16 protein-coding genes are annotated in these 16,338 nt (G+C 56.1%); 9 read left to right on the forward strand and 7 right to left on the reverse strand.

All coding sequences use genetic code 11. The features are described from left to right. The first annotated feature begins 287 nt into the window (after window positions 1-287). Entirely contained in the window at window positions 288-455 is a 168-nt protein-coding gene (locus C7459_RS23300) for a hypothetical protein (protein ID WP_170119401.1), read from the forward strand. A gap of 49 nt (window positions 456-504) precedes the next feature. On the opposite strand, the gene C7459_RS10295 is transcribed toward C7459_RS23300, so the two are convergent. Both C7459_RS10295 and C7459_RS10300 read right to left on the reverse strand, forming a co-directional pair. After that, window positions 505-831 (reverse strand): hypothetical protein, encoded by a 327-nt coding sequence (locus C7459_RS10295; RefSeq protein WP_109688926.1) that lies wholly within the window; start codon window positions 829-831, stop codon window positions 505-507. 114 nt (window positions 832-945) lie between these two features. Beyond that, window positions 946-1,761 (reverse strand): alpha/beta fold hydrolase, encoded by an 816-nt coding sequence (locus C7459_RS10300; RefSeq protein WP_170119402.1) that lies wholly within the window; start codon window positions 1,759-1,761, stop codon window positions 946-948. Window positions 1,762-2,021: 260 nt separating this feature from the next. On the opposite strand from C7459_RS10300, the gene C7459_RS10305 reads away from it, so the two are divergent. Next, the gene (locus tag C7459_RS10305; RefSeq protein ID WP_109688930.1) at window positions 2,022-2,675 is read left to right on the forward strand and encodes a FusB/FusC family EF-G-binding protein; all 654 of its coding nucleotides are present in this window, start codon (window positions 2,022-2,024) and stop codon (window positions 2,673-2,675) included. 260 nt (window positions 2,676-2,935) lie between these two features. Continuing rightward, window positions 2,936-4,150 (forward strand): ArnT family glycosyltransferase, encoded by a 1,215-nt coding sequence (locus C7459_RS10310; protein WP_109688932.1) that lies wholly within the window; start codon window positions 2,936-2,938, stop codon window positions 4,148-4,150. A gap of 27 nt (window positions 4,151-4,177) precedes the next feature. Here C7459_RS10310 and C7459_RS10315 read toward each other — a convergent pair whose 3' ends face one another. Next, entirely contained in the window at window positions 4,178-4,471 is a 294-nt protein-coding gene (locus C7459_RS10315) for an SAV0927 family protein (protein ID WP_170119403.1), read from the reverse strand. A 165-nt stretch (window positions 4,472-4,636) separates the two neighbouring features. On the opposite strand from C7459_RS10315, the gene C7459_RS10320 reads away from it, so the two are divergent. After that, complete coding sequence (locus tag C7459_RS10320) at window positions 4,637-5,428, forward strand: histidinol-phosphatase HisJ family protein (protein ID WP_245884501.1); 792 nt, start codon at window positions 4,637-4,639, stop codon at window positions 5,426-5,428. A gap of 199 nt (window positions 5,429-5,627) precedes the next feature. Here the strand turns inward: C7459_RS10320 and C7459_RS10325 are convergent, their stop codons facing one another. Further along, a complete protein-coding gene (locus tag C7459_RS10325) occupies window positions 5,628-7,079 on the reverse strand; it encodes a hypothetical protein (RefSeq protein WP_109688935.1) in 1,452 nt (483 codons plus the stop codon). A 242-nt stretch (window positions 7,080-7,321) separates the two neighbouring features. Between C7459_RS10325 and C7459_RS10330 the strand changes: the two genes are divergently transcribed. Then, a complete protein-coding gene (locus tag C7459_RS10330) occupies window positions 7,322-8,947 on the forward strand; it encodes a M20/M25/M40 family metallo-hydrolase (protein WP_109688937.1) in 1,626 nt (541 codons plus the stop codon). A gap of 56 nt (window positions 8,948-9,003) precedes the next feature. Here the strand turns inward: C7459_RS10330 and C7459_RS10335 are convergent, their stop codons facing one another. Further along, complete coding sequence (locus C7459_RS10335; RefSeq protein ID WP_170119404.1) at window positions 9,004-9,591, reverse strand: DUF3501 family protein; 588 nt, start codon at window positions 9,589-9,591, stop codon at window positions 9,004-9,006. 83 nt (window positions 9,592-9,674) lie between these two features. Continuing rightward, window positions 9,675-10,103, reverse strand: a complete 429-nt coding sequence (locus C7459_RS10340; protein ID WP_109688942.1) for a rubrerythrin family protein — start codon at window positions 10,101-10,103, stop codon at window positions 9,675-9,677. Between the two features lie 122 nt (window positions 10,104-10,225). On the opposite strand from C7459_RS10340, the gene C7459_RS10345 reads away from it, so the two are divergent. The 4 genes from C7459_RS10345 to selB all read left to right on the forward strand — a co-directional run bounded on the left by C7459_RS10345 (window position 10,226) and on the right by selB (window position 15,933). Beyond that, window positions 10,226-11,209 carry a ribose-phosphate diphosphokinase gene (locus C7459_RS10345; RefSeq protein WP_109688944.1) on the forward strand — a complete coding sequence of 328 codons (984 nt, stop codon included), beginning with the start codon at window positions 10,226-10,228 and terminating at the stop codon, window positions 11,207-11,209. 48 nt (window positions 11,210-11,257) lie between these two features. Continuing rightward, window positions 11,258-12,970: a tetratricopeptide repeat protein gene (locus C7459_RS10350; protein WP_109688946.1), complete on the forward strand. Its 1,713-nt coding sequence runs from the start codon at window positions 11,258-11,260 to the stop codon at window positions 12,968-12,970. Between the two features lie 126 nt (window positions 12,971-13,096). After that, window positions 13,097-14,038: a thioredoxin-disulfide reductase gene (trxB, locus tag C7459_RS10355; protein ID WP_109688948.1), complete on the forward strand. Its 942-nt coding sequence runs from the start codon at window positions 13,097-13,099 to the stop codon at window positions 14,036-14,038. After that, a complete protein-coding gene (selB, locus tag C7459_RS10360; RefSeq protein WP_170119405.1) occupies window positions 14,035-15,933 on the forward strand; it encodes a selenocysteine-specific translation elongation factor in 1,899 nt (632 codons plus the stop codon). Before trxB ends, selB begins: the two co-directional genes overlap by 4 nt. Window positions 15,934-15,992: 59 nt before the next feature. On the opposite strand, the gene C7459_RS10365 is transcribed toward selB, so the two are convergent. Next, entirely contained in the window at window positions 15,993-16,307 is a 315-nt protein-coding gene (locus C7459_RS10365; protein ID WP_109688952.1) for a winged helix-turn-helix transcriptional regulator, read from the reverse strand. Window positions 16,308-16,338 lie beyond the last annotated feature (31 nt).

Raw genomic sequence — 16,338 nt, forward strand, 5'->3', positions numbered from 1 at the left:
TCTGGTTGGGAGTTGAAGGGCTTTCTGCCCAAGCAGGAGTGATTGGGATGAGCGATGTGAGGAGGAGTATGGCGAGAAGGAGGGACCCAGTTTTCTTCTTTTTAGAATGAGACAAGTAGTATTCTCCTTGCTTTATCTGATTTTTTCCACGACTCATTGTAGTGTGGGAGCCTGTTTCAAGACCAGAAGCAAGTGGTGGGAAAGGAGGAAGAGAAAAACAAGGAGTTTGCGAACATTTCGTGACATATCAAGAACGGGCAGGAATGGCTGTTGGGAAAGGAACCTGTATGTGGATAAAAAAAAAACGCCAGCCACTTGGTGCCTTCAACGGCAGTGACGATGCGTCCCGCACGCCACACCGCTACGCGATCCTCGACGAGTTGCTGACCAGAACAAGCAGACGTAAAAAAACACCGTGCCCATCGTTGGAGATGGGCACGGTGTCTTTTTACTGACGATACACGGAGAATACGAGCTGATCGAAATGGGTCTCATGCCCAACACTCAATCCGCAATCAGGATGATCTCCCCGGAGTTGAAATGCACGACGGCAGCCTCCGAGCCGTCCTGTTCCTCTGGCTGTAACGAGAGCACCAGTAAGCCTGCATCCTCCACTGTCAGGATCATCTGGCGCTCGGCCTCTACCTGAACATCGGTAATCCGTCTGTGCAGGAGTGCAGGGAGATGCTCCTCACGCAAAGCTTCCAAGGAATCCAAGCTCCTGCCAAAAAACAGCGGAGCACTGAACCCAATCGAATACGCATCTGTAACCAACAAGGTCCCGCTAAACTCCAGAATCTCACAATCCGTGAGTCTCTGCATGCATTCCACGACGTACACCTCCTGTGAACTTCTACAGGTAGTGTTCCAGCGTTGTCCCTCTCTAGCCCTACTTCCTCACGTTCTCGCCAAAAAACCGACCCCCGCGGGCGTTGGGTCTTTTCTCTATTGCTGTACAAACCCCTTCACTAGCCGCACAAATTCCGCCGGCTTCTCCATCGGTCCCATATGAGCGGTTCCCTCCATCAGCACCCGCTGGGCATGTGGCATCCGGTCCACCAGCACTTGGCTGACCTCGGCAAAGTCCGGCCAGTCGAGGTCGCCGTAGATCGAAAGCAGTGGAGCCTGAATCTCCTCCAGACGCGCGATCGGCGGTGGGTCGAGCAATTTCGGGAAGTTGCCAGCGGGCAGGGAGAGCGCATGTACACGCATCGCCTTCACTCGCTCGCGAACATCCCCTTGCACACGACCAGGCTCTGCCGTCGGGCCATCCAGCAACGTGGTGATGTCATAGGCGAGCAACTCCTCCAGCTCACCCGCCTGCTTGAGCTCCTGAATTCGTTGGCTCGCATGCTGAATCTGCTCGGAATGGGGGTGACCCATCAGCCCGCCGTATGCGGAGACCACACCCAACACCCGCTCCGGGTGCGCACAGACAAACTCCAGCGCGACCATGCCACCCATTGAGTGCCCTACGAAGTACGCCTGTTCGATTTCCAATTCATCGAGCATCGTGCGGATGTCTTCATAGAGGGCAAACTCCTGCGTTTTGGCGGGGGATAGGCCGAACATCGGGATGTCCATGCGAATCACTTGAAACTCTTGCGCCAACTCTTCAAAGATCCCATCCCACATGCGGGTGTCGAGGTTCAAGCCATGAAGTAGGACGATCGGGGTGCCGAGTCCCATTCTTTCATAATAGATACCACTGCCAGACAGCAACCCTTTTTCGTATGCACCGCTGTATGTTTTCGACGTCATCGTCATGCCTCCTCATTCCATTTATCAACCACTTCTATTATCTAACATTTATGCCACAATTTCGAATGAACAATTGGTGACAAGGGCAATCAATAGCTCCGTTCAGCAAAAAAAGCTGGAAGAAATTGACCAATGCTTCAAACTTGACTATACTAATAAAAATTTCCTTTTTTCAGGAAGCTCGGGGGGTCTAAACCTATGGTCATACGCACCTACTGTTTCTAAGTGAAAATTGAATACCGAAACAGGGGGAGTATGACATGGAAGCTTTTTTGCATCCGTACCAAGTGAACTATATTCGCTCCAAGATCAATCTGCTGATCGGTGCGTTTTATTTTGCCGGAGATTATCGAGTGGTGGACGCGTCGCGGGAGAACGTCATACAAAGCCTGTATGATCTGTTGCCGGGCCTGACGCCGGAGCAACGAGCGCTGATCGATGACGCGGCCAACGTGCGGGACAAGGACGAGCTGAAACTCTACATGGAGCGTCTCCAACCGTACATCATCCCGTTTCCGGCGATTACGGCGGCCGAGATTCGCAAGCTGTTCCCGAAGGTCAAAAAACTCGTGTTGCCTGATCTAGCGAACCTCGATTTTTCCAAGATCACGTACCTTGGGTGGCGTGACATCGCGACACATGCGCTGTATATTGTCTATCCGCTGCACGGCAAGTGGATCGGCGTCGAGTGCCAGTATGTGACGGGGGCGAAAAAAGTCTCTGCGATGTGTACGTGGTGCAACCGTGGCTACGGCGGGGACGGGGTCGCGCTGGTGACCAAGCAGATCAAAAACCGCCAGATCGTCGACGGATACACGGTGGTCGGCAATCACATCTGTCTAAACAGCCCCGCTTGCAACCAGGGCATCACGTCGACGGAGGAATTGGAGCACTTTTTGTTGCGCGTGAAGTAGGGAGTAGATGGATTCGATGGAGTACAGCATGAGTGGCGCTGATGCTGACGGCGATCGGGTGGACAGGTAGGCTCCTCAAGGGCTGACGACAATGTGGACCTGCCCCCTAGCCAACTCTGGGTGATGGAGAAGTAGATGAGAATGAGACTGTTCACAGTCTCATTCTTTTTTTATCGTTGCTTAAACTGGAATAGTTTGGAATACCAGAGGAGAAGTCTGACCAAAACGGTAGTAGGTAGGTTTGGAAGGAGTTCGATCCCATGTGGAAAAAAGCCTCCGTCACACGTGCGGAGACGGGTATTGTGGCTGCTATTTTGGCGCTGGCCTTCGCTGTGCGCTTGTATTATATGAAGGCATTCGTACAGCCAGCACTGTCCGGGGATGCCGCGAATTACGTGGCGATGGTCAAGCGGTGGGTCGCCACCGGGATCTATAGCTTCTGGGGCGGAGGACCTGATGCGTATGTCACGCCGGGCTATCCGACGTTTCTGGCTTTTTTCTTTCGTTGGTTCGATGGTTCCTCGCACGATCCGCTGATCTGGGTCTATGGCGCGCAGATCATGCTCTCCACGCTGACGGTGTTCGGTCTGTACTTGATCGGTCGTCGCGTGTGCAACTCGTATGCGGGCTATCTAGCAGGACTTGCTTATGCGCTGTATCCGACTGCAATCTGGGCGTCGGCGTTGATTCTGACTGAGACGCTGTATATTTTCTTGTTTACGGGGTATGTGTATCTGTTCCTCGTGGGGATGGATCGTGAATCTCGGAAGTGGACCGCTGCGGCAGGGTTTGTGCTGGGGCTGACCGTGCTGGTGCGTCCAGCTGTTGCACCGCTGGCGATCATGCCGCTGATCTATTGGTTGTTGGTACGCCGCGTGCAGGGTCCGATCAAGCTGACGATCTGGCATCTCGCGCCATTTGTGATCGTGATGTTGCCGTGGTGGATTCGCAACACGATCTCGCTCGGGCACTTCGTCGCGCTGGCGACACAGACGGGCAACCCGTTCCTCGCCGGAACCGACCCGTACTTTACGGAAGGGGAGCGGTTGTTCAAAAACCTCCAAGGCGTCGACCAGCAAGCGCTCGGCTGGCAACGCATCCGCGAAGGCTTGGCCACCCATCCATCGACATGGATCATGTGGTTCACCGTGGGGAAACTGCGCGTGCTGTTCAACGACCTCTGGGTCGTGCCGCACGGTAGGTACTTCGATATGTGGCAACATCTGCATCAGTGGGGCGTGTACCTCGGCTTCTCGTCACTCCTGCTCTACGTGAAAAACGTCAAGATCCGCCCGCTGCTGCTGTTTGTTTTGATTCCGACCGCGTTGCAGTTGATGTTCCTCCCCCTGACCCGCTACGGTTTCGTGATGATGCCGTTGCTCATGGTCTTGGCGGCCGTCGTGATCGTGTATCTCGCAACTCCGCAGCGCGGCGAACAACCGCTGGAGGAGCAAAAAGACCGTGTCGTCCCTTGACGACACGGTCTTTTTTCCAGAGACGCGTTAGATTTCGTGCGTCTTGTACACGGTCGGCATGACATCTTCGAGGTAGTCGCTGACAATCTGCGCATCCTCCAAGTTCACGACTCCTAGCTTTTCCACCAGCAGGGACAGGTCGCAGACTTCCATGATGTCGAAAATGCCGAATCTCTTCGTCTGCAAGTGCAGGATCAACGCCTTCCCATAGAAATGGGAGGTGTAGTTGATCACCAAATCGTACTGACAATGATCGGTGACCAGGGTGACAAAACGGGAACGGCTCTCTTCGTAACTCTCGTTATAGACACGATGCGGCATGATCATCCACCTCTCTTCGCAGAATTGATCTCGGTCGGCATTTACCATACAATACGGAAAGTGAACCTGTTTTATGTACGTCCAATCGTAAATTTTCTGTCTATTTTTTGTGGTATACTTTCGTTAAGTACCGTGATGAAGAGGAGGATGATTGGGTTGTTGTTTGTGGATTATCACACGCATCATGAGCGCTGTGGTCACGCGGTCGGTGCGTTAGAAGAGTATATTGAAGCTGCGATGGCAAAAGGCTTGAAGGAGATTGGCTTGAGCGATCACCAGCCATTGCTGCATGTGCCGCATATCGAGGGCTCGGCGATGCGGATGGAGGAAATGCCCGGGTATGTGGAGGAAGCGTTGGCCTTGCAACGGAAGTATCGGGGGCAGATCGACGTGAAGGTCGGGCTGGAAGCCGATTGGGTGGAAGGCTATGGGGAGACGGTGCGGGACTTGTTGGCGAAGTATCCGTTCGACTATGTGATCGGGTCGGTGCATTTCTTGGGGGACTGGGACCACACGAACAGCGCGGAATTGGAGCGTTGGGAGGGGCGGGATGTGTATGAGACGTATGTCGAGTACTACCGCCAAGTGCAGTTGGCCGCAGCGAGTCGGTTGTTCGACATCATCGGGCATCTGGATGTGATCAAGCGCTTTGGTCGGAAGCCGGAGCGCAGCGTGGAGGATCTGCTGGAGCAGACGGTGGTGGCAGCGCGGGATGCGGGTGTGTGCGTGGAAGTCAATGCGTCGGGCCTGCGCTATCCGTGTGCGGAGCAGTTTCCAAGCGTGCGGGTGCTGGAGATGATGAAGTCGCACGGAGTGCCGCTGACGGTCGGGTCTGATGCGCATCAGCCGGGATTTGTGGCGGAGGGCTTTGCGACGGTGTACGCGTTGTTGAAACAGGTCGGATTCACGCATGTGCACGGGTTTACAGGACGCAAGCGCTATGAGATCGAGTTGTAAAAAACGAATCGACTAAGACATTCGATTCGCGATTCGCATGCACATCGTTGTGCAGGGTCGGGAGTATTTCGCTGGCCTTGTGATCGCGTTGGGAAAAAGGTGACACCCCTGCCAGTGAAGGCAGGGGTGTTTTTTGTTGCCGTATTTCTGTGGCGTGTGCGAGGTGTTACTCTTGTTTTTGAAGCGTGTGTGCGAGGTGTTACTCTTGCTTTTGTTGCTTGTCGGACTGTGTCATGGCTTGCTGTGGGAAGTAGCCCATGCCGTTGGTGCCCGGGATCGTGTTCGGGAGCAGGGTGTTGCCTTGACCGTCGATCAGGTTGAGCTCGCCGATCTGTCCAGCTTCCACGGTGTACTTCTGCATGGCAGCAGCACCGGCTTTCGGGTGTACAGGGCCTTTGTTTTTCTTGGACTTTTTGCCTTGCTTGTTGCTCTGCTCACCGATGGAGCCGACTTCGGCGTTGAAACACTGCTGCGCATCTTGGCGCTTCTGTTTTTGGACAGAGCTGGATGCGAAGCTTTGATTCTGTGATGCGGAGCCTTGTTGATTTTGTTGTTGCTGTTGCTGGGAATCTCCGATGGAACCGGCTTCCGTGTTAAACGCTTGCTGAGCGTCTTGGCGCATCTGTTGCTGAATGGAACTGTTGGCGAAGTTCTGGTCCTGAGAACTTTGCTGGTTTTGCTGGTTTTGCTGGCCTTGTTGGCCCTGCTGTTGGTTTTGTTGCTGTTGATTGCCGTTGCCGATGGAGCCTGCTTCCGTGGAGAAGGCTTGCTCTGCATTGGCTCGAGACTGTTGTTGTACGGTGGAGTTCGCGAAAGTCTGGCTGTTTTGCTGGCCTTGTTGTTGCTGTTTTTGCTGCGTTTGTTGTTGCTGGCCTTGCGAGGAACTGTTGCCGATCGAGCCTACTTCTGCGTTGTACGCGCGTTGGGCTTTGGCATGCAACAGCGAAACTTGTTGCACGAAACTCGATTGGGAAGCTTGATCGCCCATCGTACCAACTTCCGTGGAGAAGGCTTGTTGCTGTTGTGCGGACATTTGCGCTTGGTTCTGGGGTTGCTGGTTCTGTTGGGCCTGCTGGCCTTGTTGACCTTGCTGCTGGTTGTTTTCGTCGAACAGCGCGCTCATGAGACCCATGCCGAACTGGTCGATTTTTTCGCCCAATTTTTCGAGCGGACCATCTTGGTTCTGCTGACCCTGTTGTTGCGCGTTCTGAGCCTGTTGCTGGTATTGCGGTTGTTGCTGACTTTGAGCTTGCATTCCGCCTTGCTGTTGTTGCTGATTTTGCGACTGCTGACCACCTTGTTGTTGCGGTTGCGCGTTCTCACCGATGGAGCCGATCTCGTAGCTGGTGTTGTGCAGCGTACCATCTTGCTGACGAGCACGGATCGGAGCCGGGATGCGTTGCTGACCCAGTTGGCCCTGTTGGCCTTGTTGCTGGCCGTATTGGGCATCGAGATCCCCCATCGTACCTACCTCAGAACCAAAAGCTGCTTGCGAGTTGGTCGGACGCTGACGGTTCGTACCACGCATGGTTGCGTTGGACTGGTTGCCAGCTGCTGCGTTGTACACCCCATTGCGATGCACGAAGTAGTACCACGCATAAAAGAGCACACCGATGACGACCACAGCAATGATAAACCCTGCTAATGTCATAGTTAGCTCACCCCCCTGTGCTCTATTGTGGCTCGAATGGAGGGGGGCATGTGTAGTAAAAAAGCCCAACTGAAATGGAGCCTGTTCGCGGTACTTAGCTGGACCTCAAGGTGGCACGTTGACGGCTCCTCGCAACACTCGCGCAGGATCGAGCGATTTCGCTTTCATAAGTGTTGATTGCAGGATTGGTTTTGCTCTATCATTAGATTATCGTATTTTCTGAAATGAGAAGGGGTGTGCAGATGACGGAGAAGTGGACGTCTAGCGAGGGGATGCGACAATTGCTCGGAGAGTTGATCGCCATTCCCAGCGTGACCGGGTCACCAGCCGAAGTGGAGCTGGCGAAAACGGTCGTGGAGAAGTTACAGGAACTGCCCTATTTTCAAGCGCACCCAGACCAGACAACGCTACACCCGACCGGGGATGGGCGTTTTTTTGTAACTGCCTTGGTGAAAAAAGCGCCGGAGACGCGCAAAACGGTCGTGCTGGTCAGTCACTTCGACGTGGTGGACGTACAGGATTTCGGGGAGTGGAAGGGACAGGCGTTTGCAGCAGAAGCGCTGACGAAGCAGTTCTACGCACAAAAAGACTCCTTGCCCGCGCCCGTGCAACTGGACATGGCGAACGGAGAGTGGCTGTTCGGACGCGGTTCGATGGATATGAAATGCGGACTGACGATGCACATGGCGCTCATCGAACGCGCTTGCCACGGTGAATTTGAGGGGAACTTGCTGTTGCTGACGGTGCCAGACGAGGAAGTGAACTCGGTGGGGATGCGGGCGGCCGTCCCCAAACTGCTGGAATTGGCGGAGACGTATGGGCTGGACTACCAAGTCGTGCTGAATTCAGAGCCGATGTTCAACACAGAGCCAGGTGACGACCGCAAGTTTGTGTACACAGGATCGATCGGCAAAATTCTGCCGGGGTTCTTCTGCGTGGGCAAGGAGACGCACGTGGGCGAGCCGCTGTCCGGGCTCAACGCGAACCTGATGACGTCGTTCGTCACCTGCGAGATGGAGTTAGCCACCGAGTTCTGCCAGCGCTACGGCAACGAAGTGACGCCGCCTCCGACAGCGCTGGTACAGAAAGATCTGAAGACGGAATACAATGTCCAAGTCTCCCATCGCGGTGTCGCGCTGTACAACTTGTTCGTGCTCAACCAGCCTTTGGATGAGCTCGTGCAGACCCTGCGGCAAACGGCGGAGCGGGCGGCAGAAAAAATCGCAGCCCAACATGCGGCCCGCTCACGTGCGTATGCAGAAGTGACCGGAACGGAGGCGCACGCGTTTACGGTGCAGGTGCTGACGTTTGCCGAGTTGATCGAGCAAGCCGTTCGACTGCATGGGCGCGAACGGGTGGAAGCGGTGCAGGCCCGCGTGTTCGGGCGCGAGCAACGCACTGATGACAGGACGGCGACGATCGAGCTGGTCGACGCCATCGCGGAGCTGTGTCGATCAGCAGGCCCGATGATCGTGCTGTTTTTTGCACCGCCGTTCTACCCAGCGGTCAACGCGAGCGAGCATCCGCGCATCCAACGCGTGTTGCCGGAGTTGCTCAGCTTCGCGCAACGGGAATACGGTGTGGAGTTCGAGACGATCAATTACTTTGCAGGCATCTCCGACCTGAGCTATGTCGGGTTGCAATACCCGATGGAGTCGCTCGCCGGCCTCGTCGCCAACATGCCGCTCTGGGAGCGTGGGTATACGCTGCCGTTGCCAGAGTTGCAGGCGCTGGATGTGCCCGTGTTGAACCTCGGGCCGATCGGACGCGACGCACACAAATGGACGGAGCGTCTGGAAACGGAGTTTGCGTTCGAGACGTTGCCCGCGCTGTTGCGTCAGACGGTGCATCTGCTGTTGCAGGAGTGAACATGAAAAAAGTCCACTTCCCGTCGGAGTGGACTGTTCATCGTGGGCGATTATCGTTACGCGAGGTCCTTCGCCAGCGACGCGATGTGGTCAGCGCCGAGCGGAGCTTCGAGGGAGAGATTCGGGTGATCGAGGATCACGCGGACGTTCTCGTGCTCGTAGGAGCCATTCGTGAGGTACGCCTTCGCCGTGCTGGTCAGCGGGAATTTCAGGTAGTGCACAGCAGTCGTGAAGTCGCGATCATCGTGCTCCTCCTCAAATACCGCCTGCAGCTTCTCGTCACCGACTTGCAGGAACAAGTGATGCTCGATGCCCTTGAGCTCGGTCAGCCTCTGTGACAGGCGCTCTTGGTTGTCGATCTCGATGAACAGCGTTGCCGACAACTCGTCGTCTCCCGGAAGCATGCCGGAGTAGATGTCGATGTACTCGTCGAGTTCCTTCGGATCGCTCAGGTCTTCGTTGTGTGTCAACTCTTGAATCTGGAACAACACGGTCTGACGGTTTTCAAACAGGATCGAAATGTCGGTGCCAAGCTTCATCCGACGCGACTTTTTGTACTGGATCATTTTCTGTAGATACTCGTCGCGGCCTTGGCGGTACGTCGGGAGCGCGACTAGGTCTTGGCGGGTGATTGTGGTTGCCATGAAAAATCCACCTCCGTTGCGATATGAATTGACCGTCCTGTACGTATGATGTACAGGACAGTCGTTTTTACCCGAACTGTGTCTTACACTTCGAGGGAGTCCAGCAGTTTTTGGAAGCGTTGTGCGTGGATGCGTTCCGCCTTCGCCATCACTTCCATCCATTCACCGATCTCTTCCAAACCTTCTTCACGAGCGGTTGCTGCGAAGCCCGGGTACATCTCGGTGTACTCGTAGGTTTCACCTGCGATTGCAGAAGCCAGCATTTCCTTCGCGTTGTTGACCGGCAGACCGGTGACCGGGTCGCCTTCACCGTTTTTGCGCAGCGCATCGAAGTGACCGAAGGCATGCTTGGTTTCGCCGTTGGCGATGTTGCGGAACAGTGCTGCTACTTCCTCTTGACCCTCGGTGTCCGCTTGGTCTGCGAAGTACAGGTAGCGACGATTTGCTTGCGATTCACCTGCAAATGCGAACTTGAGGTTCTCAGCCGTTTTGGTACCTTTGACGTTTGCCATGTGTTGTGGCCTCCTTATTGTGAACGTGTGTAATGAATCTAAACTTAGACTAACTCAACATTGCCAATTCAGTATGTAAGACAACTCACATTTCGACAAATAAAGGGGATGAACGTGCCATTATGAAGCGACCAGGTGACGATGTGAAGATTTTTTCCGGCTCGTCCAACCCGCAACTGGCGGAGGAAGTTTGCCACCTGCTCGGGCTCACGCTCGGCGATGCGATGATCTCGCGCTTTAAAAGCGGAGAGGTGCATGTCAACATCAAGGAAAGCGTGCGCGGGGCGGACGTCTATGTCATTCAATCCTTCTGCCACCCGGTCAATGAACACTTCGTCGAATTGATGGTCATGATCGACGCACTCAAGCGCTCCTCGGCCGGCATGATTAATGTCATCCTGCCGTACTATGGTTATGCACGACAGGAAAAGCAAGATTCGCCACGCGAACCGATCACGGCCAAGATGGTCGCCGATGTGCTCACCACCGTCGGGGCGGAGCGGATCATCACGATGGACTTGCATGCCGCCGCCATTCAGGGCTTTTTCAACATTCCGGTCGATCACATGACCGCTCTCGATCTGATCGCCGATTATCTGCGCACCAAAGACCTCAGCAACGCGATCATCATCTCCCCAGATGCCGGGCGCGCCAAAACAGCCGAAAGGCTGGCCACCTATCTCGACCTGCCTGTCGCCTTGATGAACAAGCGCCGTCCCAAGCACAACGAAGCGGAGATTACGCATGTGATCGGGGAGGTTGAGGGCAAGGTACCGATTATTATAGAAGACATGATCGACACCGGCGGCACGATCATCAAGGTCATTGAAAGCCTCGTGGAGCACGGGGCTCGCCCTGAAGTGTTGCTTGGCGCGACGCATGCTATTTTTTCCGATCCCGCACATGAGCGACTCCAGCATCCGGCGATTCGCGAAGTGATCGTCACCGACACGTTCCCGATTCAGAACTTGCGGCTGCCGAAGCTCACGGTGCTGTCGAGCGCCCCGCTGTTTGCCGAAGCGATTCACCGCATCCACAACAATCGTTCGATGTCGATGCTTTTTGGCGAATCCAGCTATCAAGGGTCGGAAGCTGGCGAATCATGACACCCCCCTCCCCTTATGGTATACTCAGACCCAAGGAGGTGACCGCGCGTGGACCAACCGAAGAGCCAGAGACAGATTAGCGGACGCAGCAACAACGTGATCCCGTTTCAGGTGGACGCCGCGTTTTACTTTGAACGGGCTGTGCACTACTTGGATCGACACGATCTCAAGAACGCACTCAAGAACTTTCGCAAGGCATCGGAACTGGAGCCGGGCAATCCGGTAAACCACTGCAACCTCGCGGGCATTCTCTCGGAGTTGGGCGAGTTTGAGCAGTCCAATGAGATCTTGCAAAAAATTCTAGGCGACATCGACCCGGACATGGTCGAATGTTATTTCTATATGGCGAACAACTACGCCAACCTCGGCAGTTACGATCTCGCCGAGGAGTTTGCCGCACGCTATCTCGACGCAGAGCCGGAGGGCGAGTTTGCGTCAGATGCCGACGAGATGCTCCAGATCCTCGTGCAGGAATTCGGTGGAGGCAAAGTCCTCCATGAACGCCGCGAACGCGAGGATCGCGAACAGCGCGATCATGACAACGCCCGCCAGCTCTTGGAGGAAGGCAAGTTTATGGAAGCTGTGGAATATCTGGAGCAAGCCATTGCTGAGCATCCAGACTCCACCGCGCCGCGCAACAACTTGTCGCTGGCGTACTACTACTTAGGTGAGCTCGACAAAGCCATCGAGGCCGCACTGGCGGTGTTGGAGCGCGATGCAAGCAATGTGCATGCGCTGTGCAACCTCGCCGTGTTCTACCAGCATCTCGGCAAGCAAGAACAGATGCAGGAGATCCTCGAGTGCCTGCGCAAGCTCTACCCGCTGTACTTTGACCATACCTACAAACTGGCGACGACGATGGGCATCCTCGGGGAACACACCGCCGCCTACCGCCTGTTCCGCCAACTGTTGCGCTGGAGCGACCGTCAGGACGCGCAGCTGTTGCACTGTGTGGCAGCAGCGGCGGCCAACCTCGGCTTCTATGAAAAAGCCGAACGGATCTGGGAGGAAGTCAAGGCGCTCGACCCTGAGTCGAAAGTCGCGGACTTTTTCGTCGCGCGCGTCCACGATGCCATCCGGATCGGGCGGTTGATCCAACCGATCTCCTACCAGTACCACATCCCGTTCCAAGAGCAATTCAAGCAGATGAAGGTGCAGTTGCAGAGCGGCAAACTGGGCGCTTGGCACACCGACCCGATGGTGCGCTCCTCGCTGTTCTGGGCTTTGCGGCACGGGGACGGGGAGACCAAGCGCCAAGTGATCCAAGCCTTTGCGCTGATCGCTGACAAGGAAGTCGAGCACGCCCTGCGCGAGTTTGTGAAGGACCCGTATGAGAGCGACCAATTGAAGCGCCATGCGCTGTACGTCTTGCGCCATATGGGAGCGGAGGGTCCGTTCCATGTGCATTTGGAGCAGGAGGAACACTTGTGGCGCGTGCAATCGATGCCGCAGGATGATCTGCTCACACTCCGTCCCGAGTGGCAAGAAGTGTTGGACGGAGCTGTCTCGCAGCTGAGCGCCGCCTATGGTGACGAGTCCTGCCTGCAAGCGCGAGAACTCTGGACGCAGTACTTGCATCGCACGTTCTGCGCACCGCCGCGCATCGGCAAGACGATGGCGTGGTCGGCCGCTCTGGAGTACACCGTGTTGCGCCGGATGGGGGTAAAAGTCACCCAGTCCGAAGTCGCCGCTCGCTATGGTGTGAATTCGGGCTCTGTGTCGAAGATCTCCCGCATGCTCACCGAACGTGAGGAATTGTAGCTATCATCACATCACTTCAATATCAATGAAGATATACTTAAGGGCAGAGAGGATGAACTCTCTGCCCTTTTTCGCATACTACGAGAACGAGAACTTTTCGTTTCTTTTATAGGAGGTACTTAGAAAATGAGTGAACAACAATTGTACGATGTCCTGATCGTCGGCGGCGGTCCGGCCGGGATGACCGCAGGTTTGTATGCAGGCCGTGCCAACCTCAAGGTCGCGATGATCGAGCGCGGCATGCCGGGGGGCCAAGCCTCCACGACGCACTTGATCGAGAACTTCCCCGGCGTGGAATCGATCGACGGGCCCACCCTGTCGATGATCATGCACAAGCAGGCGGGCGATTTCGGTTGCGAGATGATCACCGCAGAGGTGGAGAAGATCGAGAACCTCGAAGGCAAGATCAAAAAGGTGATCACCTCGCGTGGCGAGTATCTCACCAAGACGATCATCCTCACGCCGGGTGCAGAGCCGAAGAAACTCGGCACACCGGGCGAGGACGAACTGCGCGGTCGTGGCGTGTCCTACTGCGCAACCTGTGATGGCGCGTTTTTCCGCGGCAAGGAACTGGTCGTCATCGGCGGCGGGGACTCCGCCGTCGAGGAGGGCATCTACCTGACCCGCCACGCCTCGAAAGTCACGATCATTCACCGTCGCGACCAACTGCGCGCGCAAAAGATCCTGCAGGATCGCGCGTTCGCCAACGAAAAAGTCTCCTTCATCTGGGACACGGTCGTCGAAACGATCGCGGGCGAGAACAAAGTGGAGAAAGTGCTTCTGAAAAACACGAAAACGGGCGAGACTTCTGAATACCCGTGTGACGGCGCGTTCATCTACGTGGGCATGAAGCCGAACACCGACTTCCTCGCCGGGCTGCCGATTCTCGATGAGGCAGGCTACATCCCGACCAATGCCAAGATGCAAACCAAGATCCCCGGTGTGTTTGCAGCGGGCGACGTGCGCGACACCGTGTTGCGCCAAGTGGTCACGGCGACCGGAGATGGCGCGATTGCAGCCTTCTACGCGGGTCACTATGTGGAATTGTGGACGGAGGATCAAGAGTGACGGAGCCTTTTATCATCCTCGGCACAGCTGGGCACATCGACCACGGCAAAACGTCGTTGGTCAAAGCGCTGACCGGGATTGACACCGACATTCACAAGGAAGAACAAGAGCGGGGCATCACGATCGACATCGGGTTTGCCCCCTTCACTCTCCCCGACGGCAAACGCCTCGGGGTGATTGACGTTCCAGGACATGAGCGCTTCATCCGCAACATGCTCGCCGGAGCGGGTGGGATCGACTTGATCCTCTTGGTGATCGATGCCAATGAAGGCATCATGCCGCAGACCGTGGAGCATCTGCACATTTTGGAAATGCTCCACGTCCAAAAGGGAATCATCGTGCTCACCAAAACCGACACCGTGGAAGAGGAGTGGTTGGAGATGGTGACAGAGGAAGTCCGCGAAGGTTTGACGGGGACGTTTCTCGCAGAGGCCACGATCGTGCCCGTGTCTGCACATACCGGCGCTGGGATTGAGGCGTTGCGGGCGTTGATCGGAGAACTGGCAACCACGGTGAAACCGCGTGAAGTGACCGCCCCGTTGCGGGTGCCGGTCGACCGGGTGTTTTCGGTGCCAGGGTTTGGCACGGTCGCCACAGGGACCGTTTTTTCCGGAACGGTGGCGACGGGTGATGTTGTCGAACTGTTGCCAGCAGGCAGCTCGGCACGCGTGCGCACGATTCAGGTTCATGGGCAGACGGTGGATCACGCGCAGGCAGGTCAGCGAGCGGCGCTCAATCTGGCCGGGGTGGAACGGGCCGACCTCGAGCGCGGGATGGTCATTGCCAAGCCTGATGTGTATGAGCCGACGAAATTGCTCGATGTGCGCCTGCATCTGCTGGCTGACAGTCCACGGACCTTGACGAATTCCGCACGGATTCGTTTTTACATCGGGGCAAGTGAAGTGCTCGGGCGGGTTTCGATCTTGGAGCGTGATGAACTGCTGCCGGGGGAGGACGGGCTGGTGCAGATCCAGTTGGAGAGTCAGGTGGTCTGTGCGCCACAGGATCGATTCATCGTGCGTACCTATTCGCCGATGCTGACGATTGGCGGGGGCACGGTGATCGACCCAGCTCCGACGCGAGCGCACCGCCGACGCCGCGACTACGTGTTGGACGAGCTGTTGCAGCGCGAACAGGGCGGGCCTGAACAGTTGATTCTGCACGCATTGCTGGAGGAACCGGGGCTTGGACGTGCGCAGATCGCGACAGAGGTCAAGCTGACGGAGGACGTCGTCGCGCAGTGGCTGGCAACCTTGCAGGAGCACGGGAACGTGGTGGAGATCAACGGCGGCTATGTGGCGGCGGAGTGGCTCGGGCGCGTGCTGGATGAAGTGGAAGAAAAAGTGCGGGCGCACTTCGCCAAGGAGAAGTACCAGCTGACCGTACCGAAAGCCCATGTCGTGTCCCAACTCAGCAAAAAGCTCAAGCCCAAGCTATTCGATGCGCTGTTGGCGACTGGAGTCGGTCAGGAGCGCTTCGAGATCGTGCGCGACAAGGTAGGAATTCGCGGGTATGAGGTTCCGTTCACACGGCGGGACAAGGAATTGGTGCAGCAGATCACGGCATTGTATCAGGCGGGCCAGTTCCAACCGCCGTCGACCGAGGACGTTCGCACCCAGACCCACGCGCTGGACAAGACTCTCCACGGCCTCTTGCACTATCTCAAAGAACGCGGCACGCTCGTGGAACTCGACGCGGGTGTCTATCTGCACAGCGAGTTCCTCGAACTCGCGAAACGTACCCTGCGCGAGAAATTTGCACAGACGGGGGCGTATTCTGTCGCTGATTTCCGCGACTGGGTGGGCACATCGCGCAAGTTCGCGGTGCTGATCTTGGAATACCTCGATGCGATCAAGTTCAGCAAGCGAGTGGAAGACAAGCGCGTGCTGGTCTAAAAAAAGGAGGCATCCCCAACTCGGGGATGCCTCCTTTTTCAACTTCCTTATGCAAAATGCTATTCGACCCATTTCTCGGCCCAGGTTTGGACAGCGTCCATGATCGGTTCGAGCGCGTGGCCCTTCTCTGTCAGTTCGTATTCGATGCGGACTGGCGTTTCCGGGTAGACCCGACGGATGAGGATGCCGGCCGCCTCCAGTTCTTTGAAACGTTCGGCGAGCATGCGATCGCTCATCCCAGGGATGAGATCGGAGATTTCCTTGAACCTCTGCGGCCCGTTCATCAGCACCCGAATGATCAAGCCGTTCCAGCGCTTGCCGAGTAGGTTGAACGCATTCTCAAACCGTGGACACAGCGTGTGATCATGTGCCATGCTCATCATCTCCTGCTGTTATTTTACCACA

Source organism: Tumebacillus permanentifrigoris (genome assembly GCF_003148565.1).
In the GTDB taxonomy this organism is placed as follows: Bacteria; Bacillota; Bacilli; order Tumebacillales; family Tumebacillaceae; genus Tumebacillus; species Tumebacillus permanentifrigoris.

Bases quoted from the DNA above. Each gene is read 5' to 3' on its own strand.
- C7459_RS23300 (WP_170119401.1), top strand. From the start codon at position 288: ATGTGGATAAAAAAAAAACGCCAGCCACTTGGTGCCTTCAACGGCAGT.
- C7459_RS10300 (WP_170119402.1), bottom strand. From the start codon at position 1,761: ATGACGTCGAAAACATACAGCGGTGCATACGAAAAAGGGTTGCTGTCT.
- C7459_RS10305 (WP_109688930.1), top strand. From the start codon at position 2,022: ATGGAAGCTTTTTTGCATCCGTACCAAGTGAACTATATTCGCTCCAAG.
- C7459_RS10310 (WP_109688932.1), top strand. From the start codon at position 2,936: ATGTGGAAAAAAGCCTCCGTCACACGTGCGGAGACGGGTATTGTGGCT.
- C7459_RS10315 (WP_170119403.1), bottom strand. From the start codon at position 4,471: ATGCCGCATCGTGTCTATAACGAGAGTTACGAAGAGAGCCGTTCCCGT.
- C7459_RS10325 (WP_109688935.1), bottom strand. From the start codon at position 7,079: ATGACATTAGCAGGGTTTATCATTGCTGTGGTCGTCATCGGTGTGCTC.
- C7459_RS10330 (WP_109688937.1), top strand. From the start codon at position 7,322: ATGACGGAGAAGTGGACGTCTAGCGAGGGGATGCGACAATTGCTCGGA.
- C7459_RS10335 (WP_170119404.1), bottom strand. From the start codon at position 9,591: ATGGCAACCACAATCACCCGCCAAGACCTAGTCGCGCTCCCGACGTAC.
- C7459_RS10340 (WP_109688942.1), bottom strand. From the start codon at position 10,103: ATGGCAAACGTCAAAGGTACCAAAACGGCTGAGAACCTCAAGTTCGCA.
- C7459_RS10345 (WP_109688944.1), top strand. From the start codon at position 10,226: ATGAAGCGACCAGGTGACGATGTGAAGATTTTTTCCGGCTCGTCCAAC.
- trxB (WP_109688948.1), top strand. From the start codon at position 13,097: ATGAGTGAACAACAATTGTACGATGTCCTGATCGTCGGCGGCGGTCCG.
- C7459_RS10365 (WP_109688952.1), bottom strand. From the start codon at position 16,307: ATGGCACATGATCACACGCTGTGTCCACGGTTTGAGAATGCGTTCAAC.